Origin of the sequence: Albidovulum aestuarii (assembly GCF_029961185.1) — a bacterium.
In the GTDB taxonomy this organism is placed as follows: domain Bacteria; phylum Pseudomonadota; class Alphaproteobacteria; order Rhodobacterales; family Rhodobacteraceae; genus Albidovulum; species Albidovulum aestuarii.
The window spans coordinates 525,125-545,349 of sequence record NZ_JASBQQ010000002.1 but is presented as its reverse complement, the minus strand read 5'-3'; the positions used below and the strand labels follow the sequence as shown (position 1 = coordinate 545,349).

Annotated in this window: 22 protein-coding genes; 16 read left to right on the top strand and 6 right to left on the bottom strand. The window is 61.2% G+C overall.

Annotation, left to right across the window (positions count from 1 at the left end; all coding sequences use genetic code 11):
* Window positions 1-43 precede the first annotated feature (43 nt).
* A complete protein-coding gene (locus QKW60_RS07455) occupies window positions 44-715 on the bottom strand; it encodes a GntR family transcriptional regulator (protein ID WP_282367645.1) in 672 nt (223 codons plus the stop codon).
* A 174-nt stretch (window positions 716-889) separates the two neighbouring features.
* Here QKW60_RS07455 and QKW60_RS07450 point away from each other — a divergent pair, with 174 nt between their 5' ends.
* The 9 genes from QKW60_RS07450 to QKW60_RS07410 all read left to right on the top strand — a co-directional run bounded on the left by QKW60_RS07450 (window position 890) and on the right by QKW60_RS07410 (window position 9,539).
* Window positions 890-1,972, top strand: a complete 1,083-nt coding sequence (locus QKW60_RS07450) for a polyamine ABC transporter substrate-binding protein (RefSeq protein WP_282367644.1) — start codon at window positions 890-892, stop codon at window positions 1,970-1,972.
* A 64-nt stretch (window positions 1,973-2,036) separates the two neighbouring features.
* A complete protein-coding gene (locus QKW60_RS07445; protein ID WP_282367643.1) occupies window positions 2,037-3,176 on the top strand; it encodes an ABC transporter ATP-binding protein in 1,140 nt (379 codons plus the stop codon).
* Between the two features lie 10 nt (window positions 3,177-3,186).
* Window positions 3,187-4,083, top strand: coding sequence for an ABC transporter permease subunit (locus tag QKW60_RS07440; RefSeq protein ID WP_282367642.1), 897 nt, complete (start codon window positions 3,187-3,189; stop codon window positions 4,081-4,083).
* Window positions 4,080-4,898: an ABC transporter permease gene (locus tag QKW60_RS07435; RefSeq protein ID WP_282367641.1), complete on the top strand. Its 819-nt coding sequence runs from the start codon at window positions 4,080-4,082 to the stop codon at window positions 4,896-4,898. The genes QKW60_RS07440 and QKW60_RS07435 overlap by 4 nt, the downstream gene beginning before the upstream one ends.
* A gap of 11 nt (window positions 4,899-4,909) precedes the next feature.
* Entirely contained in the window at window positions 4,910-6,241 is a 1,332-nt protein-coding gene (locus QKW60_RS07430) for an NAD(P)/FAD-dependent oxidoreductase (RefSeq protein ID WP_282367639.1), read from the top strand.
* Between the two features lie 66 nt (window positions 6,242-6,307).
* Entirely contained in the window at window positions 6,308-7,468 is a 1,161-nt protein-coding gene (locus QKW60_RS07425) for a M20 aminoacylase family protein (RefSeq protein WP_282367637.1), read from the top strand.
* Entirely contained in the window at window positions 7,468-8,208 is a 741-nt protein-coding gene (locus tag QKW60_RS07420) for a glutamine amidotransferase (protein WP_282367794.1), read from the top strand. The genes QKW60_RS07425 and QKW60_RS07420 overlap by 1 nt, the downstream gene beginning before the upstream one ends.
* Before the next feature lie 100 nt (window positions 8,209-8,308).
* The gene (locus tag QKW60_RS07415; RefSeq protein ID WP_282367636.1) at window positions 8,309-8,515 is read left to right on the top strand and encodes a hypothetical protein; all 207 of its coding nucleotides are present in this window, start codon (window positions 8,309-8,311) and stop codon (window positions 8,513-8,515) included.
* Window positions 8,516-9,107: 592 nt separating this feature from the next.
* Window positions 9,108-9,539, top strand: a complete 432-nt coding sequence (locus tag QKW60_RS07410; protein ID WP_282367634.1) for a hypothetical protein — start codon at window positions 9,108-9,110, stop codon at window positions 9,537-9,539.
* Window positions 9,540-9,646: 107 nt separating this feature from the next.
* On the opposite strand, the gene QKW60_RS07405 is transcribed toward QKW60_RS07410, so the two are convergent.
* Complete coding sequence (locus tag QKW60_RS07405; protein WP_282367632.1) at window positions 9,647-10,654, bottom strand: GlxA family transcriptional regulator; 1,008 nt, start codon at window positions 10,652-10,654, stop codon at window positions 9,647-9,649.
* 146 nt (window positions 10,655-10,800) lie between these two features.
* Between QKW60_RS07405 and QKW60_RS07400 the strand changes: the two genes are divergently transcribed.
* A complete protein-coding gene (locus QKW60_RS07400) occupies window positions 10,801-11,802 on the top strand; it encodes a GlxA family transcriptional regulator (RefSeq protein WP_282367792.1) in 1,002 nt (333 codons plus the stop codon).
* A 352-nt stretch (window positions 11,803-12,154) separates the two neighbouring features.
* Window positions 12,155-12,334, top strand: a complete 180-nt coding sequence (locus tag QKW60_RS07395) for a hypothetical protein (RefSeq protein ID WP_282367630.1) — start codon at window positions 12,155-12,157, stop codon at window positions 12,332-12,334.
* Window positions 12,335-12,353: 19 nt separating this feature from the next.
* Here the strand turns inward: QKW60_RS07395 and QKW60_RS21000 are convergent, their stop codons facing one another.
* Complete coding sequence (locus QKW60_RS21000) at window positions 12,354-12,563, bottom strand: entericidin A/B family lipoprotein (RefSeq protein ID WP_336619153.1); 210 nt, start codon at window positions 12,561-12,563, stop codon at window positions 12,354-12,356.
* Window positions 12,564-12,590: 27 nt separating this feature from the next.
* On the opposite strand from QKW60_RS21000, the gene QKW60_RS07385 reads away from it, so the two are divergent.
* Both QKW60_RS07385 and QKW60_RS07380 read left to right on the top strand, forming a co-directional pair.
* Window positions 12,591-12,929: a hypothetical protein gene (locus QKW60_RS07385; RefSeq protein WP_282367628.1), complete on the top strand. Its 339-nt coding sequence runs from the start codon at window positions 12,591-12,593 to the stop codon at window positions 12,927-12,929.
* A gap of 72 nt (window positions 12,930-13,001) precedes the next feature.
* Window positions 13,002-13,184: a CTP synthetase gene (locus QKW60_RS07380; protein WP_282367627.1), complete on the top strand. Its 183-nt coding sequence runs from the start codon at window positions 13,002-13,004 to the stop codon at window positions 13,182-13,184.
* On the opposite strand, the gene QKW60_RS07375 is transcribed toward QKW60_RS07380, so the two are convergent.
* The gene (locus QKW60_RS07375; RefSeq protein ID WP_282367626.1) at window positions 13,173-13,946 is read right to left on the bottom strand and encodes an alpha/beta fold hydrolase; all 774 of its coding nucleotides are present in this window, start codon (window positions 13,944-13,946) and stop codon (window positions 13,173-13,175) included. The two genes, QKW60_RS07380 and QKW60_RS07375, sit on opposite strands and share 12 nt — an antisense overlap.
* 86 nt (window positions 13,947-14,032) lie before the next feature.
* Here QKW60_RS07375 and QKW60_RS07370 point away from each other — a divergent pair, with 86 nt between their 5' ends.
* Together QKW60_RS07370 and QKW60_RS07365 are read left to right on the top strand one after the other, a co-directional pair.
* A complete protein-coding gene (locus QKW60_RS07370) occupies window positions 14,033-14,398 on the top strand; it encodes a hypothetical protein (protein WP_282367625.1) in 366 nt (121 codons plus the stop codon).
* Window positions 14,399-14,598: 200 nt separating this feature from the next.
* Entirely contained in the window at window positions 14,599-16,359 is a 1,761-nt protein-coding gene (locus QKW60_RS07365) for a CAP domain-containing protein (protein WP_282367623.1), read from the top strand.
* Between the two features lie 113 nt (window positions 16,360-16,472).
* Here QKW60_RS07365 and glyA read toward each other — a convergent pair whose 3' ends face one another.
* Together glyA and QKW60_RS07355 are read right to left on the bottom strand one after the other, a co-directional pair.
* On the bottom strand, window positions 16,473-17,768 hold the full coding sequence (gene glyA, locus QKW60_RS07360) for a serine hydroxymethyltransferase (protein WP_282367621.1): 1,296 nt from the start codon (window positions 17,766-17,768) through the stop codon (window positions 16,473-16,475).
* 146 nt (window positions 17,769-17,914) lie between these two features.
* A complete protein-coding gene (locus QKW60_RS07355; RefSeq protein ID WP_282367620.1) occupies window positions 17,915-19,369 on the bottom strand; it encodes a multicopper oxidase family protein in 1,455 nt (484 codons plus the stop codon).
* On the opposite strand from QKW60_RS07355, the gene QKW60_RS07350 reads away from it, so the two are divergent.
* Window positions 19,368-20,222 carry an NAD kinase gene (locus tag QKW60_RS07350; protein ID WP_282367618.1) on the top strand — a complete coding sequence of 285 codons (855 nt, stop codon included), beginning with the start codon at window positions 19,368-19,370 and terminating at the stop codon, window positions 20,220-20,222. The two genes, QKW60_RS07355 and QKW60_RS07350, sit on opposite strands and share 2 nt — an antisense overlap.
* The last annotated feature ends 3 nt before the right edge of the window (window positions 20,223-20,225 follow it).

Below are 20,225 nucleotides of genomic sequence, written 5' to 3'. Positions count from 1 at the left end.
GGATATGATCAAAACGCCGATTGTCAACTAGATTTGATCAAATTTACTGCGATGTCAGGGAAAGATTGATCTGACTGATTCCCTGTTCGATATCCTCCCGGATGGCCGTAGCAACGGCTTCCGCGTCACCCGCGCGCATTGCGGCGAGTGCCTCGTCATGGCGGTCCGGCAGGTTGGACGTTCCGTAGCGACCACAGACGACGCGCAGTGACGGGCCGAAGCGCAGCCACAGCATCTGCGCAAGGGACAGAAGGATCGGCGCCCCGGCATGTTCGTAAAGCGTGAAATGAAAGCGGAAATTGTTCATCAGGTAACGGTGAACATCGCCCGTCGCGATCGCTTCGTTGATATCGGCGTCGATGCGGGTGAGCCGCGAAACATCGCCAGCCGTCAGGTTCCTGGCCGCCATGAATGCCAGTTTCGGTTCGATCGTCAGGCGCGCGAATGCAAGCTCGTCCAACTGCGATGCAGTCAGTTGTGGAACGCAGACCCGTCGGTTGCCCTGAAGGTCCAGCGCGCCTTCTGCGGTCAGCTTGCGGATCGCCTCGCGTACCGGTGTCATGCCGGCTTCAAGCGTTGCGGTAAGCCCCTGGATCGTGACCGGCTGCCCGGGCGTGAGTTGCCCGAAGAGAATCATGTCGCGGAGCCGACAATAGGTCACTTCATGTGACGGCACCTTGCGGGGGGATTCGTCGGCGTCACGAAGGTTTTTCATCCGTGCTCCTTCTAGGGGGCTGCGCACAATTCCGTTTCTGCCATAATAATTTAGGCATCACGAAAATGCCATGTTGATTTGAGTCGCAAAATTTGATCAAAATAGAGCGACAAGAAGGCAAAGACCGACAGATGGCCCCGAATGGCCGTCGAATACAACTCACTAGGAGGTACTATGAAGTTTACGGGGATGACGATGGCAGCGGCCCTGGTGGCGGCCGGTGCAGCTGGCGCCGAAGAGGTCCACGTCTACAACTGGTCGGACTATATCGACGAAGAGCTGTTGACCAAGTTCGAGGAAGAGACCGGGATCGACCTGATCTACGACGTGTTCGACTCGAACGAGATTCTTGAGACCAAGCTGCTCGCGGGTGGCTCGGGCTATGACGTGGTCGTGCCGTCGGGCACGTTCCTGTCGCGGCAGATTCAGGCCGGCGCGTTCCAGAAGCTCGACAAGTCGAAGCTTCCGAACATCGAAAATATGTGGGATGCGATCGAGGAGCGGACCGAGAAGTACGATCCCGGCAACGAGTACTCGGTCAACTACATGTGGGGTTCGACCGGCATCGGTGTGAACATCAACAAGGTCAAGGAAGTCCTTGGCGATGACGCTCCGGTGAACTCGCTCGCGCTGCTCTTCGATCCGGCGAACATGGAGAAGCTCGCGTCGTGCGGCGTCCACATGCTCGACGCTCCGACCGAGGTTATTCCGGCGGCGCTGACCTATCTTGGCGAAGAATCGGATGCCCAGGACTACGAGACGATCGAGAAGGTGGAGCCGGTCCTGACCGCGATCGCGCCTTATGTGCTCAAGTTCCACTCGTCCGAATATATCAACGCTCTGGCCAATGGTGACATCTGCGTCGCCTTCGGCTGGTCGGGTGACATCCTTCAGGCCCGCGATCGTGCTGCCGAAGCCGACAACGGGGTGGAGATCGAGTATCATATCCCGAAGGAAGGCGCCCTGATGTGGTTCGACCAGATGGCGATCCCGGTCGATGCGCCGAACACGGATGCGGCCCACAAGTTCATCAACTTTATCATGGACGCGAACAACGCTGCCGCAGCCTCGAACTATGTCTATTACGCGAACGGCAACATGGCGTCGCAGGCGCTGTTGAACGAGGATGTGATCGGCGACACGGCGATCTACCCGGATGAGGAAACGGTCAACAACCTCTACACGACCACGACCTGGGATCCGAAAGTGAACCGCAACGTTACGCGGCTCTGGACCAAGATCAAGTCGGGCACCTAATCGCCCGCGCCATCCCAGCCCCGTGCCGCCCGGCGCGGGGCATTTCTTATGCATCGAGGATATCATGGCCCAGCCCGCAAACCGCCCGGTCTTTGCGCCTTGGACGGATCCAAATGAAAAACCGCTGATCCAGTTCAAGAACGTCACCAAGAAGTTCGGTGAGTTCACCGCGATCGACGACATGACACTGAACATCTACCGCAAAGAGTTCTTTGCGCTTCTCGGTCCGTCTGGTTGCGGCAAGACCACACTGATGCGAATGCTGGCCGGGTTCGAGACGCCGACCAAGGGTACGATCCTGCTGGATGGCGTCGACCTCGCACCGATCCCGCCGAACAAGCGGGCCACGAACATGATGTTCCAAAGCTACGCCCTATTTCCGCATCTGTCGGTCTGGGACAATATCGCTTTCGGTCTGAAGCGCTCGGACATGCCGAAGGAGAAGATCCCGGCGCGTGTGGAAGAGATGCTGCGCCTCGTCCGGCTGGAGAAGTTTGCAAAACGCAAGCCGCACCAGATCTCCGGTGGTCAGCGTCAGCGTGTGGCGCTTGCCCGGTCGCTGGCAAAAGCGCCGAAGCTATTGTTGCTCGACGAACCCCTTGGCGCGCTCGACAAGAAGCTGCGGCAGGACACGCAGTTCGAACTGATGGACATTCAGGAAAAGACCGGCACCACTTTCGTCATCGTGACACACGATCAGGAAGAGGCGATGACGGTCGCCAGCCGTGTTGCGGTCATGGATCACGGCAAGATGATTCAGGTCGATACGCCGGACCGGATTTATGAAACACCCAATTCGGTTTACGTGGCGGACTTCATCGGCGATGTGAACATCATCGAGGGGACCGCATCGGCCAAAGGGGACGGCAAGGTCTCCATCGCCTGGGCCGAGGGGCAACCCGAGATATCCGCCACTCTCGCCAACGGGGTCGCGCTCGGCACCAAGGTCCATTTCGCGATCCGGCCGGAAAAGGTCGCCATTTCCTCGGATCGCCCCGAGGGCAAGGCCAACGTGATCGAAGGCACGGTCCACGACATCGCCTATCTCGGCAATATCTCCACCTACAAGGTCGAGGTCGCAGGCGGGCGCATGATCAAGGCGCAGGTCGCCAATGACCGCCGCATAGCGCGGCGCGACATTTCCTGGGATGACAAGGTCTGGCTTTCCTTTACGGATACCGCCGGCGTTGTCCTCCTGAACTGAGGAGGGGGCCATGAACTTCCGCCGCCTCTTCCTGATCCTGACGCCCTATACGTGGCTTCTGGTTTTCTTCCTTGTCCCGTTCGCGATCGTCTTCAAGATCGCGTTGTCGGACTATGCAATCTCGATCCCGCCCTACACGCCGCAACTGGACCTGTCGGCCGGATGGGAGGGGGTCAAGAGCTTCTTCGGCGAACTGGATTTCGAGAACTTCACGTTCCTCGCATCCGACGCGCTCTACTATTCGGCCTATCTCTCCAGCCTTAAGATCGCGGCGATCGCGACCCTGATCACGCTGCTGGTCGGTTATCCGGTCGCCTACGGTATGGCGCAGTCGTCGGACGAATGGCGTCCGACGCTGATGATGCTGGTCATCCTGCCATTCTGGACTTCGTTCCTGATCCGCGTCTATGCGTGGATCGGCATCCTGTCGAACGAAGGTTTCCTCAATCAGGCGCTGATGGGGATCGGGCTGATCGACAGCCCCCTGACGATCCTGAACACCAATATCGCCGTCTATGTCGGCATCGTTTATACCTATTTGCCGTTCATGGTCCTGCCGATCTACTCGGCGCTGGAAAAGCTTGACGGGTCGCTGATCGAGGCGGCCGAGGATCTGGGATGCTCGCGCGCGCAGGCCTTCTGGCTGGTGACGATCCCGCTGTCGAAACCGGGCATCATCGCGGGCTGTTTTCTGGTCTTCATCCCTGCTTTGGGCGAATTCGTCATCCCGTCGCTTCTGGGTGGGTCCTCGACCCTGATGATCGGCAAGGTGCTGTTTGAAGAGTTCTTCTCCAACCGCGACTGGCCGGTGGCCTCTGCGGTGGCGGTCGTGCTCCTTCTGATCCTGATCATCCCGATCATTCTCTTCCAGCGGAACGAGCAGAAGCAGAGGGAGGCCGGGCTATGAACCGCAAGTTCACATGGTTCAACGCGACCTCGCTGACGCTGGGCTTCGTGTTTCTCTACCTGCCGATGATCATTCTGGTGATCTTCTCGTTCAACTCGTCAAAATTGGTGACGGTCTGGGCCGGTTTCTCGACCAAGTGGTATGGTGAACTGTTGCAGAACGACGCGTTCCTGAACGCGGCCTGGGTGACGCTGAAGGTCGCGGTGCTGTCGTCAACGCTGGCGACGATCCTAGGGACATTGGCAGCCTATGTGATGGTTCGGGCCGGGCGGTTCCGGGGGCGGACTTTGTTCTCCGGGATGATCTATGCGCCGCTCGTCATGCCTGAGGTGATCACCGGTCTGGCGATGCTTCTCTTGTTCATCGCCATCGGGCTAGACCGTGGCGTGACCACGATCGTGCTGGCGCATACGACCTTCACGATGTGCTACGTTTCGGTCGTTGTCTCATCACGGCTGGTGACCTTCGACCAGTCACTGGAAGAGGCGGCCCTGGACCTCGGCTGTACGCCCTTCGACGCGTTCAAGTCGGTGACGCTGCCCATCATCGCGCCTGCAGTGATCTCGGGTTGGCTTCTGGCCTTCACGCTGTCGCTCGACGACCTCGTCATCGCCTCTTTTGCGGCGGGTCCGTCCTCTACGACCTTGCCGATGAAGATCTTTTCGTCTGTGCGACTTGGCGTCAGCCCGGAAATCAACGCGCTGTCGACGCTCATGATCTCTATCGTGACAGTGGGTGTGATCACGGCCTCGCTGATTTCCAAGCGTTCGATCGCCAAGCAGCGCGCGGATGAGCAGGCGGCGGTCAGGACCTGATCGCGGCCACAATGAAGCGCATCTATGAAGAACACGGTTATGGTGATGGCCCGGTAGCGGAGTGCTACTGGGACACCACGATTGCCCGACCGCCGCGCGGTCCGGCGCTGCAGGGCGAAGTGCGGGCCGAGGTTGCGGTCATTGGCGGCGGTTATACTGGTCTGACCGCCGCTCTGCATCTGGCGCGCGATGCGGGTGCCGATGTCGCAGTGCTGGAGGCCAACGGCATCGGTTGGGGCGCCTCGGGCCGCAATGGCGGATTTGCCTGTATCGGTGGCACCAAGGCCAGCGATGCCGTACTGACGCGGCGTTTCGGGGCAGGCGGCATGTCCGACTGGCACCGGGCACAGATCGCCTCGGCCGAGCATGTCTCGGATTTCCTTGAACGCTATTCGGTCGATGCCGATGCCCATTCGCGCGGCGGCGAGGCGGTCATGGCGCACCGGCCGAAAGATTTTGTGGGCTTGCGCGCCGAAGCGCGGGACCGTGAGCGTGACTATGGCGTCAAGGTCGATGTCATCGGACCGGGGGAACTGGCGGGCGAGGGGTTGGCAGGCGCAGGCTTTCATGGCGCGATCCGCTTTCCCCTGGGTTTCGCGCTCAATCCGCTGAAATACGTCCTCGGCCTCGCCCGCGAGGTGCAGGAGGCGGGCGCGCGGATTTTCGAGAATTCTCCCGTCACCGGTGTCGTGCGCAAGAACGGGGAATACCGTCTGACCACGCCCGAGGGCACGCTGATCGCGAAGAAACTGATCATCGGAACCAATGGCTATTCGAGCGAGGATGTGCCGGACTGGATGGCAGGGCGCTACCTTCCGGCGCAGTCGGCCGTGCTGGTGACGCGCGAGCTGACGGAAGACGAGATCGCGGCGCAGGGCTGGTCGAGTGACCTCATGGCCTATGATACCCGCCATCTGCTTCACTATTTTCGCCTGATGCCGAACCGACGGTTTCTCTTTGGCATGCGGGGAGGGACCAGCGCATCCGTCACCGCCCTTGCGCAGATGAAGGCGAAGGTACGCTCCAACTTCGACAAGATGTTTCCCGCCTGGGCCCATGTTGAGACGCCGCATTACTGGTCGGGTTTCGTCTGCCTGTCGCGGGACCTCACCCCCTATGCCGGTCCCATTGGCAATTGGCCCGATGCCTGGGCGGGCTTCGCCTATCACGGCAATGGCGTTGCGCTCGGCTCCTACACCGGCAAGCTTCTGGCGGGCCTTGCAACAGGGCAGGGGGGCGTGCCTGCGCTGATGACCGCGCCGCCCGCGCGATTCCCCTTTGACCGCTTCCGGCGGATGCTCCTGCCAATGGCTTATAGCTGGTACGGGCTCATCGACCGCTGACCGCCCTTGCGGCCCGGGGCGATTTCGCCGACGATCCCGCCGCACTCTACCCGAAGGTCAGGACCCATGCCGATCAAGAACCGCTTTGCCGAGTTGCTGCCGGAAATCACCGAATGGCGGCGCGATATCCATGAGAATCCAGAGCTTCTGTTCGACACCCACCGGACGGCTGGCAAGGTCGCTGGCCTTTTGCGTGATTTCGGCTGCGACGAGGTGGTCGAGGGGATTGGCCGCACCGGCGTCGTCGGCGTGATCAAGGGTAGGTCCGATACCAAGGGCAAGGTCATTGGCCTGCGCGCCGATATGGATGCGCTGCCGATCATCGAGGCGACGGGTCTGCACTATGCCTCGAAGACGCCCGGGAAAATGCATGCCTGCGGCCATGACGGCCATACGGCGATGTTGTTGGGGGCCGCCAAATACCTGACCGAGACGCGCAATTTCGACGGCACGGTCGTTGTGATCTTCCAGCCCGCCGAAGAGGGCGGCGGCGGCGGGCGCGAGATGTGCGAAGACGGGATGATGGAGCGGTTCAAGATCCAGGAGGTCTACGGGATGCATAACTGGCCAGGCGTGCCAGTTGGATCCTTCGCCATACGCCCCGGCGCATTCTTCGCCGCCACCGACCAGTTCGAGATCGACATCGAAGGCAAAGGCGGCCACGCCGCCAAGCCGCATGAGACGATCGACACGACCGTCGTCGCCAGCCAGATCGTGATCGCGCTGCAGACCATCGCCAGCCGCAATGTCGATCCGGTCAGTCAGGTCGTCGTCTCCGTGACCAGTTTTGAGACCGAGTCGAAGGCCTTCAACGTCATTCCTCAGCGGGTGAAGCTGAAAGGGACCGTCCGCACGCTTGACCGCGACGTGCGCAAGCTCGCCCGTGAACGTGTGGTCAAGATCGCCGAGGCGACGGCGGATGCCTATGGGGCGAAAGCAAAGGTCAACTACATGCTCGGCTATCCGGTAATGGTGAATTCCGAGGCCGAGACCGAATTCGCCGCCAGCGTCGCGAAAAAGGTTTCGGGCGCCTGTGGCACCGCGCCCCTCATCATGGGCGGCGAGGATTTCGCCTATATGCTGGAGGAACGGCCCGGCGCTTATATCCTTGTCGGCAATGGCGATACGGCGATGGTCCATCACCCCGAATACAACTTCAACGACGATGCAATCCCTGCAGGATGCTCCTGGTGGGCGGGCATCGTCGAGGAGCGGATGCCTGCGTGATAAAGCCGTTCCTGATCCTGCAACTCCGCCCCGAGGCCGAGGCGGCGGACGACGAATTCGCGGCCTTCCTGACGAAAGGTGGGTTGGCACCGGATGAGGTGCATCGAATCCGTCTGGATCTAGACGCGATCCCCGCCGATCTGGACCTGTCGGACTATTCCGGCGTCATTGTCGGCGGCGGGCCCGGCTGCGTCAGTGATGCGCCGGAAGAAAAAACATCGGTCGAGAAGAAGATCGAGGACGCGGTTCTTGGCCTCATGCCCGAGATTACCGGGCGCGATTTTCCGTTTCTCGGATGCTGCTATGGGATCGGGGTCCTGGGTCATCACCTTGGCGGCCGGATCAGCAAGGAGAGGTTTGGCGAACCGGTCGGCGCGACCCTGTGCGAAGTGACGCCGGACGGTGCAGGGGACCCGCTCCTGTCCGGGTTGCCCGCACGGTTTCAGGCCTTTGTCGGTCATAAGGAGGCGTTGCAGGTCCTGCCCGACGGGGCAGTTCACCTGCTGTCCTCGGACCCATGTCCCTATCAAATGATCCGCTATGGCCGGAATGTCTATGCCACCCAGTTCCACCCCGAAGCCGACAGCGACGGGTTCGAACTGCGCATTCGGATCTATCGCAACAAGGGCTATTTCCCGCCCGAAGATGCAGACCGTCTCATTGCTCTTTGCCGGGCAAGCGACGTGCATATGCCCGAGATTATCCTTCGAAATTTCGTCGAGCGCTACCGGACGCCGTGAACCGTGCGCAACGCCATACAACCGATGCGTGATATCCGCTCGAAAATTCAAGCCGTAGATATATCCATTTGATTGCGTTTACTGATTATGGAGTACTTCAATGAGGTTTCGAACGGTTGCAGCCGCTTTCCTTGCATTGTCGCTGGTCGCGCCTGCAATGGCCGCCGGTGAATGTCAGATGCCGGTCGATCAGCGCTTCGGCGGCGGTTCACTCACGTTTCCCGGCTATGGCAAAGGGTATGTCTATCGGATGTTGCTTTCGGATCAGCAGGGACAGATTGCCGTTTGTGGCGCTGGATATTTCTAGGATGCGAGCAGTGCAGTCGGTGTTCGACGCCTGTTGCGGCAGGCAGAGGTACGGATCAACGGGCGTAAAGTGGTCCGCGATCTAAGCTTCTTTTCTCAGGTCCGGTCCGAAGCGGCGCTGGAAGTCGGCCCGGCAAATTGTGTCATGACAGGCTTTCCAACACCGAAATCTGGGGATGTTGACGTCGATGTCAAATTTCCCAGCGGGTTCGTCCAGTTTTAGGGCTTAGTAGCCCTCTGAGTGGCGACAAACGGCAGTATGCGCCCCCGGGTCTGACCCGGGGGCTGCGCGTCAAGGCGTTATCCGGAAGCTGCGATGAAGTGACCTTTTCGCTCCGTTTCCGACAGTACATGTCGGCTTGGGGTAATGCTGTGTGCGGACGATGTTGGTGACATGCGACGCAGATTTCTCGCCCGATGGTGCTGATCCCCCTGATCCTCGCCGTCGTGTCAGCGGCGCCTGCTGGCCGGAATGCATAATGAGGATTTCGCAAGTCTATAGCTTGGTGACTTGTCCACAGGGTGATCGGCGTCAAGGTTCGACCTTACGTCATTGGATACGCTCTTAAGAGTGACTGGCATGGGAGGGGGCGATGAAGTTCGACAAGATCGTAAGTTCAGTGGCGGCACTTTTTCTAGTCGCGGCGCCGGTGATGGCCGCAGAGGAATTCGTACTTTCAATTGACGACTCGTTCGGTGGCGGCTCGATAACGGTGAGCGGATACGGTCGCGCATACGAATATCGCTGGATCGTGTTCAACAATGGTGGCCAGCTTGCCGTGTGCGGCGCGTCTTATTTTCCCGATGCGAGCAGCGCGGTCGGCATTCGGCGCATGCTGCGCAGGGCGGTCGTAGAGCTCAACGGGAAGCGCATTTTGCGGGATATCAGCTTTTTCAACCAGGTGCGGTCCAAGGCTGGACTGGAAGAAGGAGAGTCAACCTGTCGGAATACGGGCGTTCCGACCCCAAAATCCCGAGGCGGAACTGCCCGCATCGTTTGGCCAAGCGGGGGAATTCGGTTCTGACCGACCAAACCCGAAGTATTTCCATTGCCTATGCAGGCATTCCGGACATCCTAAAAAATGTTGTTTTCGCTGAGCCGATCGCATTGGTTCGCGCCTCCGTATGCCGATCAGGTCCCGACCGCACGCATCCGTTTCGGTGTAACGCCGTATGCGAGACGGAAACTCTTGGTGAAATGCGACGTCGACTTGTAGCCGCAGGCCACCGCGACTTCGGTGACCGAAAGCTCGGTCTGCGACAGCAGAGTATGCGCCTTTTCCAGCCGCATATTGGCATAAAAGTTCATCGGCGTGGTGTTGAGGTAGCGGGCAAACAGCCGCTCTGTCTGCCGGATCGACATGGCGGCGATATCGGCGATCTCCTGCGCCGTCAGCGGCGTTTCAAGATTGGCCTCCATACATTTCAGCACCTTCACGAGACGCGGATTGCGCATCCCGTATCGTGACTGGACCGATACCTTTTGCTGCGACTTGGGGCTGCGCACGCCGTTGCAGACCATCATGTCGGCGATCCGGGTCGCAAGCTCCGCGCCATGGGCCTCGGCAATCAGATGCATCATCAGGTCGGCGGCGACCGCGCCCCCCGGCGCGGTCGGACGGCGGCCCATGACGAAGGCGTTGCGGCTGATGCGGGCCTTTGGGAATTCCTCGGCGAAACCGTCGATGTCGGCCCAGTGAACAGCGCATTCTTCGTCGTCGAGCAGGCCAGCATGGGCAAGGGCGTAGACCCCCATGCAAAAGCCGCCGATCCGGACGCCGTGTGCCGCCTCCCGTCTCAAGAGGTGGCTGAGACGCGGGTCCGCGTTCCGGCGCAGTGCGGGGCCGCCGATGACGACAAGCGTGTCACCACGCGCGAGCGGGCTGTACGGGCCGTCGGTCATCATCGTCAGCCCGGAGGAACAGAGCACGGGGGCACCGGTCAGGCTTGCGATCCGCCAGGAATAGGCGCGGGTGCCCAATAGCTGATTTGCAAGACGCATAGGCTCAAGCGCGGATGCCAGCGGCAGATGTGCGAAACCGTCGTTCAGGAGAAACGTGAATCGCTGTCCGGTGTTGGCCTCTTCCCGGGGGGGAAGACTGACCTTGTGGAGTGCGCGGATCTGGCTTTGGTGAGACATGTGACTGGCCTCCCTGACGGGCCGCACCGGGCGGATGCGAGCGTTCCGCGCTAGTTGCGGCATTTCCGGGATTCGTGATTGTATATTTGCGGCATTATGGCGTTAGATATGCGCCAATGTGACAAGAGGCTCTGTTGCCGGATACTATGGTTCCACCACGCCCGCGCCTGCGGGTCGGAATAATTCCCGCGCGCCGCTTCACCTTGGCGGCGCTCGCGAATTTCATTGATGTTCTTCGCCTCGCCGCGGATGAGGGCGACCGGTCGCGGCCGATTCTGTCCAGTTGGCGCCTGATCGCGCCGACGCTGGAACCCATAGAAAGCAGTTGTGGAGTTGCCGTAGAGCCGGAAGAGCGCCTCGGTGATCCCCGGCGGTTCGATTACGTGGTTGTGGCTGGCGGCCTGATCGGCGGAGCGCAGCAGGTCGGACCCGAAGTGACGGCATTCCTGCGCGCGGCGGCGGCGGCGAAAATACCGCTGATCGGTCTTTGCACTGGTGCATTCATTCTATACCGGGCGGGGCTGATGCAGGGGTACCGGTGCTGCGTCAGCTGGTTCCACCGGCAGGATTTCCTCGACGAGTTCGAAGGGTTGATCCCGATTTCAGATCAGGTTTTTGTCGTCGACCGTGATCGCTTGACGTGTTCAGGCGGCGCGTCAACGGCGCATCTTGCGGCGTTTCTCGTCGATCGTCACATCGGCCGTGCAGCGGCGCGCAAAAGCCTGTCGATCATGATCATGGATGAGGCCATTGCAGCCGAACGTCCGCAACCGGGCCTGCCTTTGGATCTGACGGCGAGTGACCCCTTGGTCAAACGTGCGCTTCTCTGGATGCAGCAGACACAGGATACGCCACTTCCGGTATCCCGGCTTGCCGAGAGGCTGGGGGTGAGCCGGCGAAAACTTGAACGGCACTTCAAGGCCTCGCTCGGTATCACACCTGCTGATGCAGGGCTGCGGATCAGGCTGGCGCAGGTGCGGGCCCTGCTGGAGCGGGATGGCCGGTCTGTGACCGACATCGCGGCCGAAACCGGGTTCTGTGACAGCTCGCATCTCATCCGGGTTTTTCGTTCCGTTGAGGGCGTGACGCCTGAGGTGTGGCGTCAGGACAGGAAGAAGCGCACGACGCGCGGGGCCAAGTCAATTTGACAATCCGCGCGCGGTTTTTTCAACGTCAGTGCGAACCGCTTTTGACTGCGATTGACCAATGCCTATTGAGGGAAATTGTTTGAAAACTAACTTTTAGACATGTCCCAAAATCCTAGTTTCCGAATCCTGAATATGAGCGCTATATGCACCTATAACGAGTAATGACTGTTAACGATTACCGAAATAGTAGTGCGAGTATCGGGGTTTTGTTTCCGAAGTGTGGTTGACAGGCGGGGTCATCGGTGGCGGTGGCCCCGCTAGTCTTTTTTAGGGACCCATTGCGACCTGAAATTGTCCCAAAACTGCCTGATTCCGTGTCTATCGTTTCCGACGAAGGAACGGAAGGTTTCCCATGGCAAAGCTACTTGCTGCCGCAGCGGTGCTCATCGGGGTTTACGCGATCTATGACAGCCAGCGATCCGGCACACCGTATCGGCTTGGTTCCGTAGTCACGCTGACTGCGTCGCCCACAACCCCCGGAAACAGCGTAGGATCTGTCGCTATCGGTCTTGCGGGGCAGTTCGGAAACTAGTCCTGAAACGACCGGACAGTCAGAGCTGCGACTGAACTTTGTTGGCACTAGAGCTGATTGCGTTACCGGCGCTTCCGATATCGCGCCCGGCGCCCTTGACGGTTTCACAGGCGGCGAGTGCGAGCGTTGCAAGCAGCAACAGGATAAGACGGTTTTTCACCTTGGCCTCATGCTTGATGATCAAACCCGGTTTGACCCCATCGGTGACAACGGTCAAGAGGCGCGTCACGCGCGTGACCTGATCTGAGCGGAAGTTATGACCCTGTTAACCCCGTTGGGCGACCCTCTGCTCATGCGCCTTCTTTTCTCTCTCCTTTTCCTCGCCGCGTGCGGCTCGCCCGCGCCGCAATTCTTTGGTGCGGCGCGTCACGAGGTCACAAGGGGCGGGATAGATTTCATTGTCTTTCACAAGGGCAGCCGGGCCGAAGTTGTGCGGATGGGCTATCTGACGCGGGCGCGCCGGGCGGTGGTACCGCGGCTGATGGAAGAGGCGGTGGAAAGCACGACCGGTTGCAGGGTCATCCCGAATTCCATGAGAACGGCGATTCCGGGCGATACCGGTGAGGCACGGTTCGACCTTGATTGCAGAGCCTGACCCAGATCAAGGACCTCGCTTATCGCCGAGTGTAGGCAGCGAGCGAACGCGCGCTGAGAAAGAGAGAAGCCCATGATCAGGCTGTTTTCTGTCATATACACGCTTGCGTCGGTAACCTTGGCCGGATCGGCCATTGTCGCGGCGTTGACACTGGGAATGTTCGGAGCACGTCCGATTGTCGTCGCGGCGGTGATCGGTGCGGTTGCCGCTATGCCTGTCGCCTGGACTGTCACAAAGAAACTGTCAGCTATCTGACGGGCCGAAGAAGGTCCGCAGCGCGGCCTCGAATTCCCGCGGCTTGTCGGCATGCAGCCAATGGCCCGCGCCCGGCAATTTGGCGAACTTCGCCTTAGGGAAAAGTTTCTTGATTCCGTCCCGATATTCGGGGCGGACATAGTCTGACAGCGCACCGGTCAGGAACAGCGTCGGCCCGTCAAAGCGCCCGCCGGTTCCCGGCCAGCCGATGATCTTGTCCATCTCGGCTTCCAGCACGTCGAGCGCCAGCCGCCACCGGGGCGGGTCGGATTTAAGGTCGAGCGATTGCAGAAGGAATGCGCGGACACCCGGATCTTCGACCTCTGCCGCAAGCCGTTGATCAGCCTCGCCGCGCGAACTGAGCCCGGTCAAGTCAAGCCGCCGCATCGCTTGGGTCAGGTGCGCCTGACTGTGGCCATAGGCGACCGGTGCAATATCGGCCACGATCAGCCGCCTGATCAGTTCGGGCCGCGTGAGGGCAAGTTGCATCGCCGCCTTGCCGCCCATGGAATGGCCAACCAGATCGACCGGCCCGCCAATCTCGTCCACTAATTCGGCAAGGTCTCCCGCCATGTCGGCATAGCTGTGGCTCGGCGCATGAAAGCTTTCGCCATGATTGCGCATGTCCACCGCCACAACGCGCCGGTCCGAGGCCATGCGGCGCGCAATAGCCCCCCAGTTCCGTGCCGAGCCGTAGAGCCCGTGCACGATAAGAAGCGTCGGCAGATCGGTGGCGGTTCCGTATTCGACATGTCTCAGCATGCCCCTTCCTAAACCGGCGACGCGGCCGCTTCCAGACCATTGCGACGTGACGGTTCGGGCGCTAACCTGTCTGGCGGGGGTAAGGGGTGTCGGTTGTGACCGTAACGGAGATGGCAGATGACGTTGCCGGGCTGATGGCGGTTCGGCTGCGTATCCGTGGCCAGGGTTTGGCTGAAAAGCTGCGCCGGGGTGGACGCCTGCTGCCGCGAAAGGTCCGGCGCGAGGCAGAATATCTGCTTCATGCCTGCGAACAGGACCGGATACCGAAACTCAGGATGCAGCTTGATCAGGACCGTATCGCCAGCGCCTATCAGGCATGCCTGACCCACTTGAAACCGCTTGGCGCGGCGGGGCGCCGTCGCGCTCTGTTCCTCGATGTCCTGGAGAGCGCGGGATTTGCGGTGTTTGCCATATTGGCCGCTGTGGTTCTCATCGTGATCTGGCGGCTTTGACCGGGAATATTCGGCAGGCATCGGCCGAAACCTTCTGAATCCATTGGCGGTTTTCTGTTCTGCGGCGGAGGGTCGCGCACCTTCACTAACCCGATCCGCGCCTCTTCGCTTGCCTTCAACCCCGAATGGGATCCGGTCTTGATCGCCGTTTCCAGATGCCGTTCTGTGCCGCTCGGCTGGGGCAGCCGAAAGGAAAACACATGGCACATAGTGAAACAGAGCAGCTGATGATCGAACTGATCAACCGCGCCCGTCTCGACCCGCAGGGCGAAGCGGCGCGGGCCGGCATCGGCCTGAATGACGGGCTTGCCCCCGGCACAATAGACGGCGCGCCGAAACAGGTTCTGGCGCCGAGTGACGCGCTGGCCCAGGCCGCCGAAGATCACTCGGACTGGATGCGCACGACCGGCACGTTCGACCATAGCGGTGCGGGCGGGACGAGCCCGGGCGACCGGATGGAGGCGGCCGGATATGATCTCGGCGCGGGATCCCGCGCGGGTGAGAACATCTACTACCAGGCCTCGACCGGCGCGCTCGACATGAACGATACGATCCGGGCGCAGCATGAGGGGCTGATGAAAAGCTCCGGCCACCGTACGGCGATCATGAATGACGGATTTTCGGAGATCGGCGTCGGCCATGAAACCGGACCGTTCCGGCAGTACCAGCACAGTTCCCTGATCACCGAGAATTTCGGCGACAATGGAAACGACGTGTTTCTGACCGGCGTGGTCTATGACGATGCCGACAATGACGCCTTCTATTCTCTGGGCGAAGGTACTGGCGGCACGACCATCTCGGTCGGAGGACAACAGGCGGTGTCAGAGCAGGCGGGCGGTTACGCGCTGAAGCTGGCCTCCGGCGCGGCCGATACCGAAGTGTCGCTGACTTCAGGCAGCCGCAGTGGCAAGGTGATGGTCGATCTCTCGGCGGGCAATGTGAAGCTCGACGTGGTCAATGGGTCCGAAGTGCTGAGTTCGGCCGACTTGAAACTGGTTTCCGGCTTCGACGACGCGCAGCTTCTGGGCGTGGCCGATCTGGGCCTGACCGGCAATGACGCGGCCAATACTCTTACCGGGAATGACGGTGCGAATGTCATCGAAGGCGGGGCCGGAGATGACGTGATCGACGGCGGCGCTGGCGGCGACGAGGTGATCATCAATGCGGCGACGACCGGCATTCAGGTCTCGCGGACGGCGAATGGCCACGTTGTGACCTCGGCGGATGGGACCGATACCTATACCAATGTCGAGACTTTCCGCTTCACCGACGGGACGCTGTCAGCGACCGAGCTGGATGCAATGGCGGATGCTAGCACGCCGACACCGGACCCAGAGCCGACACCGGACCCCGAACCGACGCCGGACCCAGAGCCGACGCCGGACCCTGAGCCGACGCCGGACCCCGAACCGACACCGGACCCCGAACCGACGCCGGACCCAGAGCCGACGCCGGACCCTGAGCCGACACCGGACCCAGAGCCGACGCCGGACCCAGAGCCGACGCCGGACCCAGAGCCGACGCCGAACCCAGAGCCGACACCGGACCCCGAGCCCAAACTGAACCTTGTCAAAGGAACGCCGTGGAGCGACTGGCTCTTTGGTACTGACGAGGCCGACCAGATTGAGGGAGGGTGCGGCAATGACGTCCTGGTCGGGCAGGGCGGCGACGACCGGCTTGATGGCGGCGCAGGCCACGACCTCATGATCGGCGGCGGCGGGGCGGATACCTTCGTCTTCACTGGAGGCTGGGATATGGTCCTCGACTTCGAGGCAGGCTCCGATGCGCTCGAGATCGATCCTGCACTTCTGACTGAAGGGCAGACCTTGCAGGATGTCATCGACAATGCCGTTGATGTCTGTGGCGGTGGCAAGCTTTTCGAATTCGACGACGATGCCGCGCTTCTGGTCTGGAGTGGCGATCTGTCCACACTTGGCGACAGCATGACGCTCATGGCCTGACGCCTGATGGCCGATTGACGACGCCGCGCCGGTTCGTCCGGCGCGGATGTTTTGTACCCCCAAAAAAGAAACCCCCGCAATTGCGGGGGTTTTCAATCAGTCGGGCCGGTGCCTCAGAGGCTCGGATAAAGCGGGAAGCGGGCGCAGAGGGCCGCGACTTCCGACTTCACCTTCTCTTCAACCGCGCCGTTACCGTCTTCGCCATTCGCGGCCAGCCCGTCGACAACCTCAACGATCCAGCGCGAGATCTGGCGGAACTCTTCCTCGCCGAAGCCGCGCGTCGTGCCTGCGGGCGCGCCGAGGCGGATGCCCGAGGTGACGAAGGGTTTTTCCGGGTCGAACGGCACGCCGTTCTTGTTGCAGGTGATGTGGGCGCGGCCAAGTGCCGCTTCGGCGGCCTTGCCGGTCACTTTCTTCGGGCGCAGGTCGGCGAGGCAGAGGTGGTTGTCGGTGCCGCCCGATACAACGTCGATGCCGCCCTTCATCAGTTCGTCCGCCATGGCGGCGGCGTTCTTCTTGACCTGCGCGGCATAGGCCTTGAACTCAGGGCGCAGCGCCTCGCCGAAGGCCACGGCCTTGGCGGCGATCACATGCATCAGCGGCCCGCCCTGAAGGCCCGGGAAGACGGCGGAGTTGATCTTTTTCGCGATATCCTCGTCGTTGCAGAGGATCATGCCGCCGCGCGGACCGCGCAATGACTTGTGGGTCGTCGTGGTGCAGACATGGGCATGCGGGATGGGCGATGCATGAACGCCGCCCGCCACGAGGCCCGCGATATGGGCCATGTCGACATGCAGATAGGCGCCGATTTCGTTGGCGATAGCGCGGAAGGCCGCCCAGTCCCATTCGCGGCTATAGGCGGTGCCACCGGCGAGGATCAGCTTCGGCCGATGCTCGAGCGCCTTGGCGCGGACATCGTCCATATCCAGCCGCTGGTCCTGCTGACGCACGCCGTAAGAGATGACATTGAACCACTTGCCCGACATGTTGACAGGCGAGCCATGGGTGAGGTGACCGCCCGAGTTGAGGTCGAGGCCCATGAACGTGTCTCCGGGCTTCAAGAGCGCCAGGAACACGGCCTGGTTCATCTGCGACCCTGAGTTCGGCTGGACGTTGGCGTAGTTGCAGCCAAACAGTTCCTTTGCCCGCTCAATCGCCAGCGTTTCGGCTACGTCGACATACTGGCAGCCGCCATAATAGCGCTTGCCGGGATACCCTTCGGCGTACTTGTTGGTCAGGACCGAGCCCTGTGCCTCAAGCACGGCGAGCGACACGATGTTTTCGGACGCGATCAGTTCGATTTCGTCACGTTGGCGGCCGAGTTCGTTACGGATCGAGCCGAAGAGCTCGGGGTCGCGGGTTTCGAGGGATTCGGTGAAGAAACCGGAGTCACGTTGCGGGGCGTTCATAGGCGTCTCCTGAAGGCTGAAGTTGTGCGCGTTGTAGCGGAGGAGGGCTGGGCCGGGAAGCGTGGAATCCGACATGTTTTGGGTCACACGCGAAACGAATTCCACTATAGGAAACTTTTTGCTGACCCTAGGTCAAGCCTGATCAGTCAGACGACCGTGAACTGGCCCATCATTCCGGCATCTTCGTGTTCGAGGATGTGGCAGTGGTACATGTATGGAAGAACCGGGTCGGCAAAGTCGGTAAAGGAAAGTCTGAGCGCGACCGTTTCCTGAGGCCGGATCAGTACTGTATCCTTCAGCCCTGCCTCCTGCGCAGCGGGTGGCTGGCCATTCCGCGACAGGATGCGGAACTGCACGTCATGGATGTGGATCGGGTGCAGCATCGGTGTGGTGTTGGTCCAGGTCCACGTCTCCGTCGCACCGAGCGGCACGGCAAAATCAATGCGGGAATGGTCGAAGCGGCGACTGTTGATGGTGAAATCGCCCATCATGCCCATACCGGTCATGGCCAGTTCGAACCGCCGATCCTCTCCCGTCGCGTCGGGTGGCGGTGGCATTTCGACCAGCCGGTCGGGCAGGGCGGGCGCAGGGCGGGTCGATCGCGGCCGGATTTCCATTACATCGGGCGTTCCGGTCGTGCCCATCATCGCGACCTCGGCGCCGAAGGTCTCGGCCCTCAGCATTATCGCTACGCCATCCGCGACATCGACGAGAAACTCGCCCCGCTCGCCGGGGCTGAGGATCGCGCCCTGCATCGGGACGGGCGCCTCCAGCAACCCGCCATCCGAGGCGATCTGGTGGAAGGTCCGGTTGTCGGCGAAGTGCAGCCCGTAGAAGGTGCCGTTCGCGCCATTGAGGATACGCACGCGGATCAGAGGGGCATCGACCTCCAAAACAGGGCTGGTTTGGCCGTTCACCAGCATCACATCGCCCTGCATCCCGGCCATGCGGTCATGCATGTTCATCGCATAGGGCATCTGGCCCTCGGCGTCGAAACGGCGGTCCTGAAGGACGAGGGTGAAATCGTCCTCGCCATAGGTGCGGGGCAGGGGCAGTGCGGCCTCTTCGTCATCCGCTACCCGCAGCACACCCGCCATGCCGGCCCAGACATGGGCGCCGGTCTTTTCATGCTGATGGCCGTGGAACCAGAAGGTTCCAGCTTTCTGCATCAGGTCGAATTCCGGCGACCAGACAGCGCCCGGCGCGATTTCCTGATGCGGGCCGCCATCGGCAGCGGCGGGCAGGTGCAGCCCGTGCCAATGCAGCGTCATCGGTTCGCCGATATGGTTCGCGACCTTCATCCGCAGCCGGTCGCCCGCACGGGCCGCGAGGATCGGGCCAAGGAAGGTCGAGTTGATCCCCACGGTCTCCGTAGCAATGCCGTGGCGGAACTCATGCACACCCGGGGCGACGGTCAGATCGAAGACGCGATGACCATCTTCCATCCGGCCTTCGTTCAGTCGGGGCTGAACGAAGGGGTTGCCGGTTCCAGCGAAGGCGGCGCGCGGCCGGATCAGTGCGGGTGCGGCAAGCGCGGTCAGCCCGAACAGCGTGGCACGGCGAGACAAGTGAGGTACATGCGACATCAGCAAGGCTTTCATGAAACCGGACCCGTTTGGCCGGATGGGGTTGTCTTCGCGGTCCTGTCAGTGGATCAATGCACAAGGATCGACCACGGTGCTAGGGCAGACTTTGGCTGAGAATATCACATTTCTGGCAAGCGATGCCCCTGTCGCGCAGGAGGCCTTGGCCAAGCTGACCGCGGCCTACGGTTCGGTTCCGGTGGACAAGGCCGACGTGATCGTTGCCCTTGGTGGCGACGGTTTCATGCTTCAGACGCTGCATGCGACACAGGCGATGGATGTGCCGGTCTATGGTATGAATTGCGGCACGATCGGCTTCCTGATGAACGAATATGGTGAGGAAGGCTTGCCTGCGCGGCTGTCCGAGGCCGAAGAAGAGGTGATCAACCCCCTTGCCATGCGGGCCAAGACCGCGGATGGCGATATTCGCGAGGCCTTGGCCATCAACGAGGTTTCCCTTCTGCGCGCGGGTCCGCAAGCGGCAAAGCTCAGAATCACGATCGACGGCAAGGTCAGGATGGAAGAACTGGTCTGCGACGGGGCGTTGGTCTGCACCCCCGCCGGTTCGACGGCGTACAACTACTCCGCCCATGGCCCGATCCTGCCCATCGGCGCCGAGGTGCTGGCGCTGACCGCGATGGCGGCATTCCGGCCGCGCCGCTGGCGCGGGGCGCTGTTGCCGAAAACGGCCGTGGTGCGCTTTGACGTGCTTGATGCTGAAAAGCGACCGGTCATGGCCGATGCGGATGGTCGCTCGGCCCCGAACGTCGTTTCGGTGGAAGTACAGTCGGAGCCTAAGATCCGCCATCGTATTCTCTTCGATCCCGGTCACGGGCTGGAAGAACGGTTGACGCGCGAACAGTTTGTCTGATCC

Coding starts and splice junctions, on each gene's coding strand:
- QKW60_RS07455 (WP_282367645.1), bottom strand. CDS start 715: ATGAAAAACCTTCGTGACGCCGACGAATCCCCCCGCAAGGTGCCGTCA.
- QKW60_RS07450 (WP_282367644.1), top strand. CDS start 890: ATGAAGTTTACGGGGATGACGATGGCAGCGGCCCTGGTGGCGGCCGGT.
- QKW60_RS07445 (WP_282367643.1), top strand. CDS start 2,037: ATGGCCCAGCCCGCAAACCGCCCGGTCTTTGCGCCTTGGACGGATCCA.
- QKW60_RS07440 (WP_282367642.1), top strand. CDS start 3,187: ATGAACTTCCGCCGCCTCTTCCTGATCCTGACGCCCTATACGTGGCTT.
- QKW60_RS07435 (WP_282367641.1), top strand. CDS start 4,080: ATGAACCGCAAGTTCACATGGTTCAACGCGACCTCGCTGACGCTGGGC.
- QKW60_RS07430 (WP_282367639.1), top strand. CDS start 4,910: ATGAAGCGCATCTATGAAGAACACGGTTATGGTGATGGCCCGGTAGCG.
- QKW60_RS07425 (WP_282367637.1), top strand. CDS start 6,308: ATGCCGATCAAGAACCGCTTTGCCGAGTTGCTGCCGGAAATCACCGAA.
- QKW60_RS07415 (WP_282367636.1), top strand. CDS start 8,309: ATGAGGTTTCGAACGGTTGCAGCCGCTTTCCTTGCATTGTCGCTGGTC.
- QKW60_RS07410 (WP_282367634.1), top strand. CDS start 9,108: ATGAAGTTCGACAAGATCGTAAGTTCAGTGGCGGCACTTTTTCTAGTC.
- QKW60_RS07405 (WP_282367632.1), bottom strand. CDS start 10,654: ATGTCTCACCAAAGCCAGATCCGCGCACTCCACAAGGTCAGTCTTCCC.
- QKW60_RS07400 (WP_282367792.1), top strand. CDS start 10,801: ATGGTTCCACCACGCCCGCGCCTGCGGGTCGGAATAATTCCCGCGCGC.
- QKW60_RS07395 (WP_282367630.1), top strand. CDS start 12,155: ATGGCAAAGCTACTTGCTGCCGCAGCGGTGCTCATCGGGGTTTACGCG.
- QKW60_RS07385 (WP_282367628.1), top strand. CDS start 12,591: ATGACCCTGTTAACCCCGTTGGGCGACCCTCTGCTCATGCGCCTTCTT.
- QKW60_RS07380 (WP_282367627.1), top strand. CDS start 13,002: ATGATCAGGCTGTTTTCTGTCATATACACGCTTGCGTCGGTAACCTTG.
- QKW60_RS07375 (WP_282367626.1), bottom strand. CDS start 13,946: ATGCTGAGACATGTCGAATACGGAACCGCCACCGATCTGCCGACGCTT.
- QKW60_RS07365 (WP_282367623.1), top strand. CDS start 14,599: ATGGCACATAGTGAAACAGAGCAGCTGATGATCGAACTGATCAACCGC.
- glyA (WP_282367621.1), bottom strand. CDS start 17,768: ATGAACGCCCCGCAACGTGACTCCGGTTTCTTCACCGAATCCCTCGAA.
- QKW60_RS07350 (WP_282367618.1), top strand. CDS start 19,368: ATGAAACCGGACCCGTTTGGCCGGATGGGGTTGTCTTCGCGGTCCTGT.
- QKW60_RS07355 (WP_282367620.1), bottom strand. CDS start 19,369: ATGAAAGCCTTGCTGATGTCGCATGTACCTCACTTGTCTCGCCGTGCC.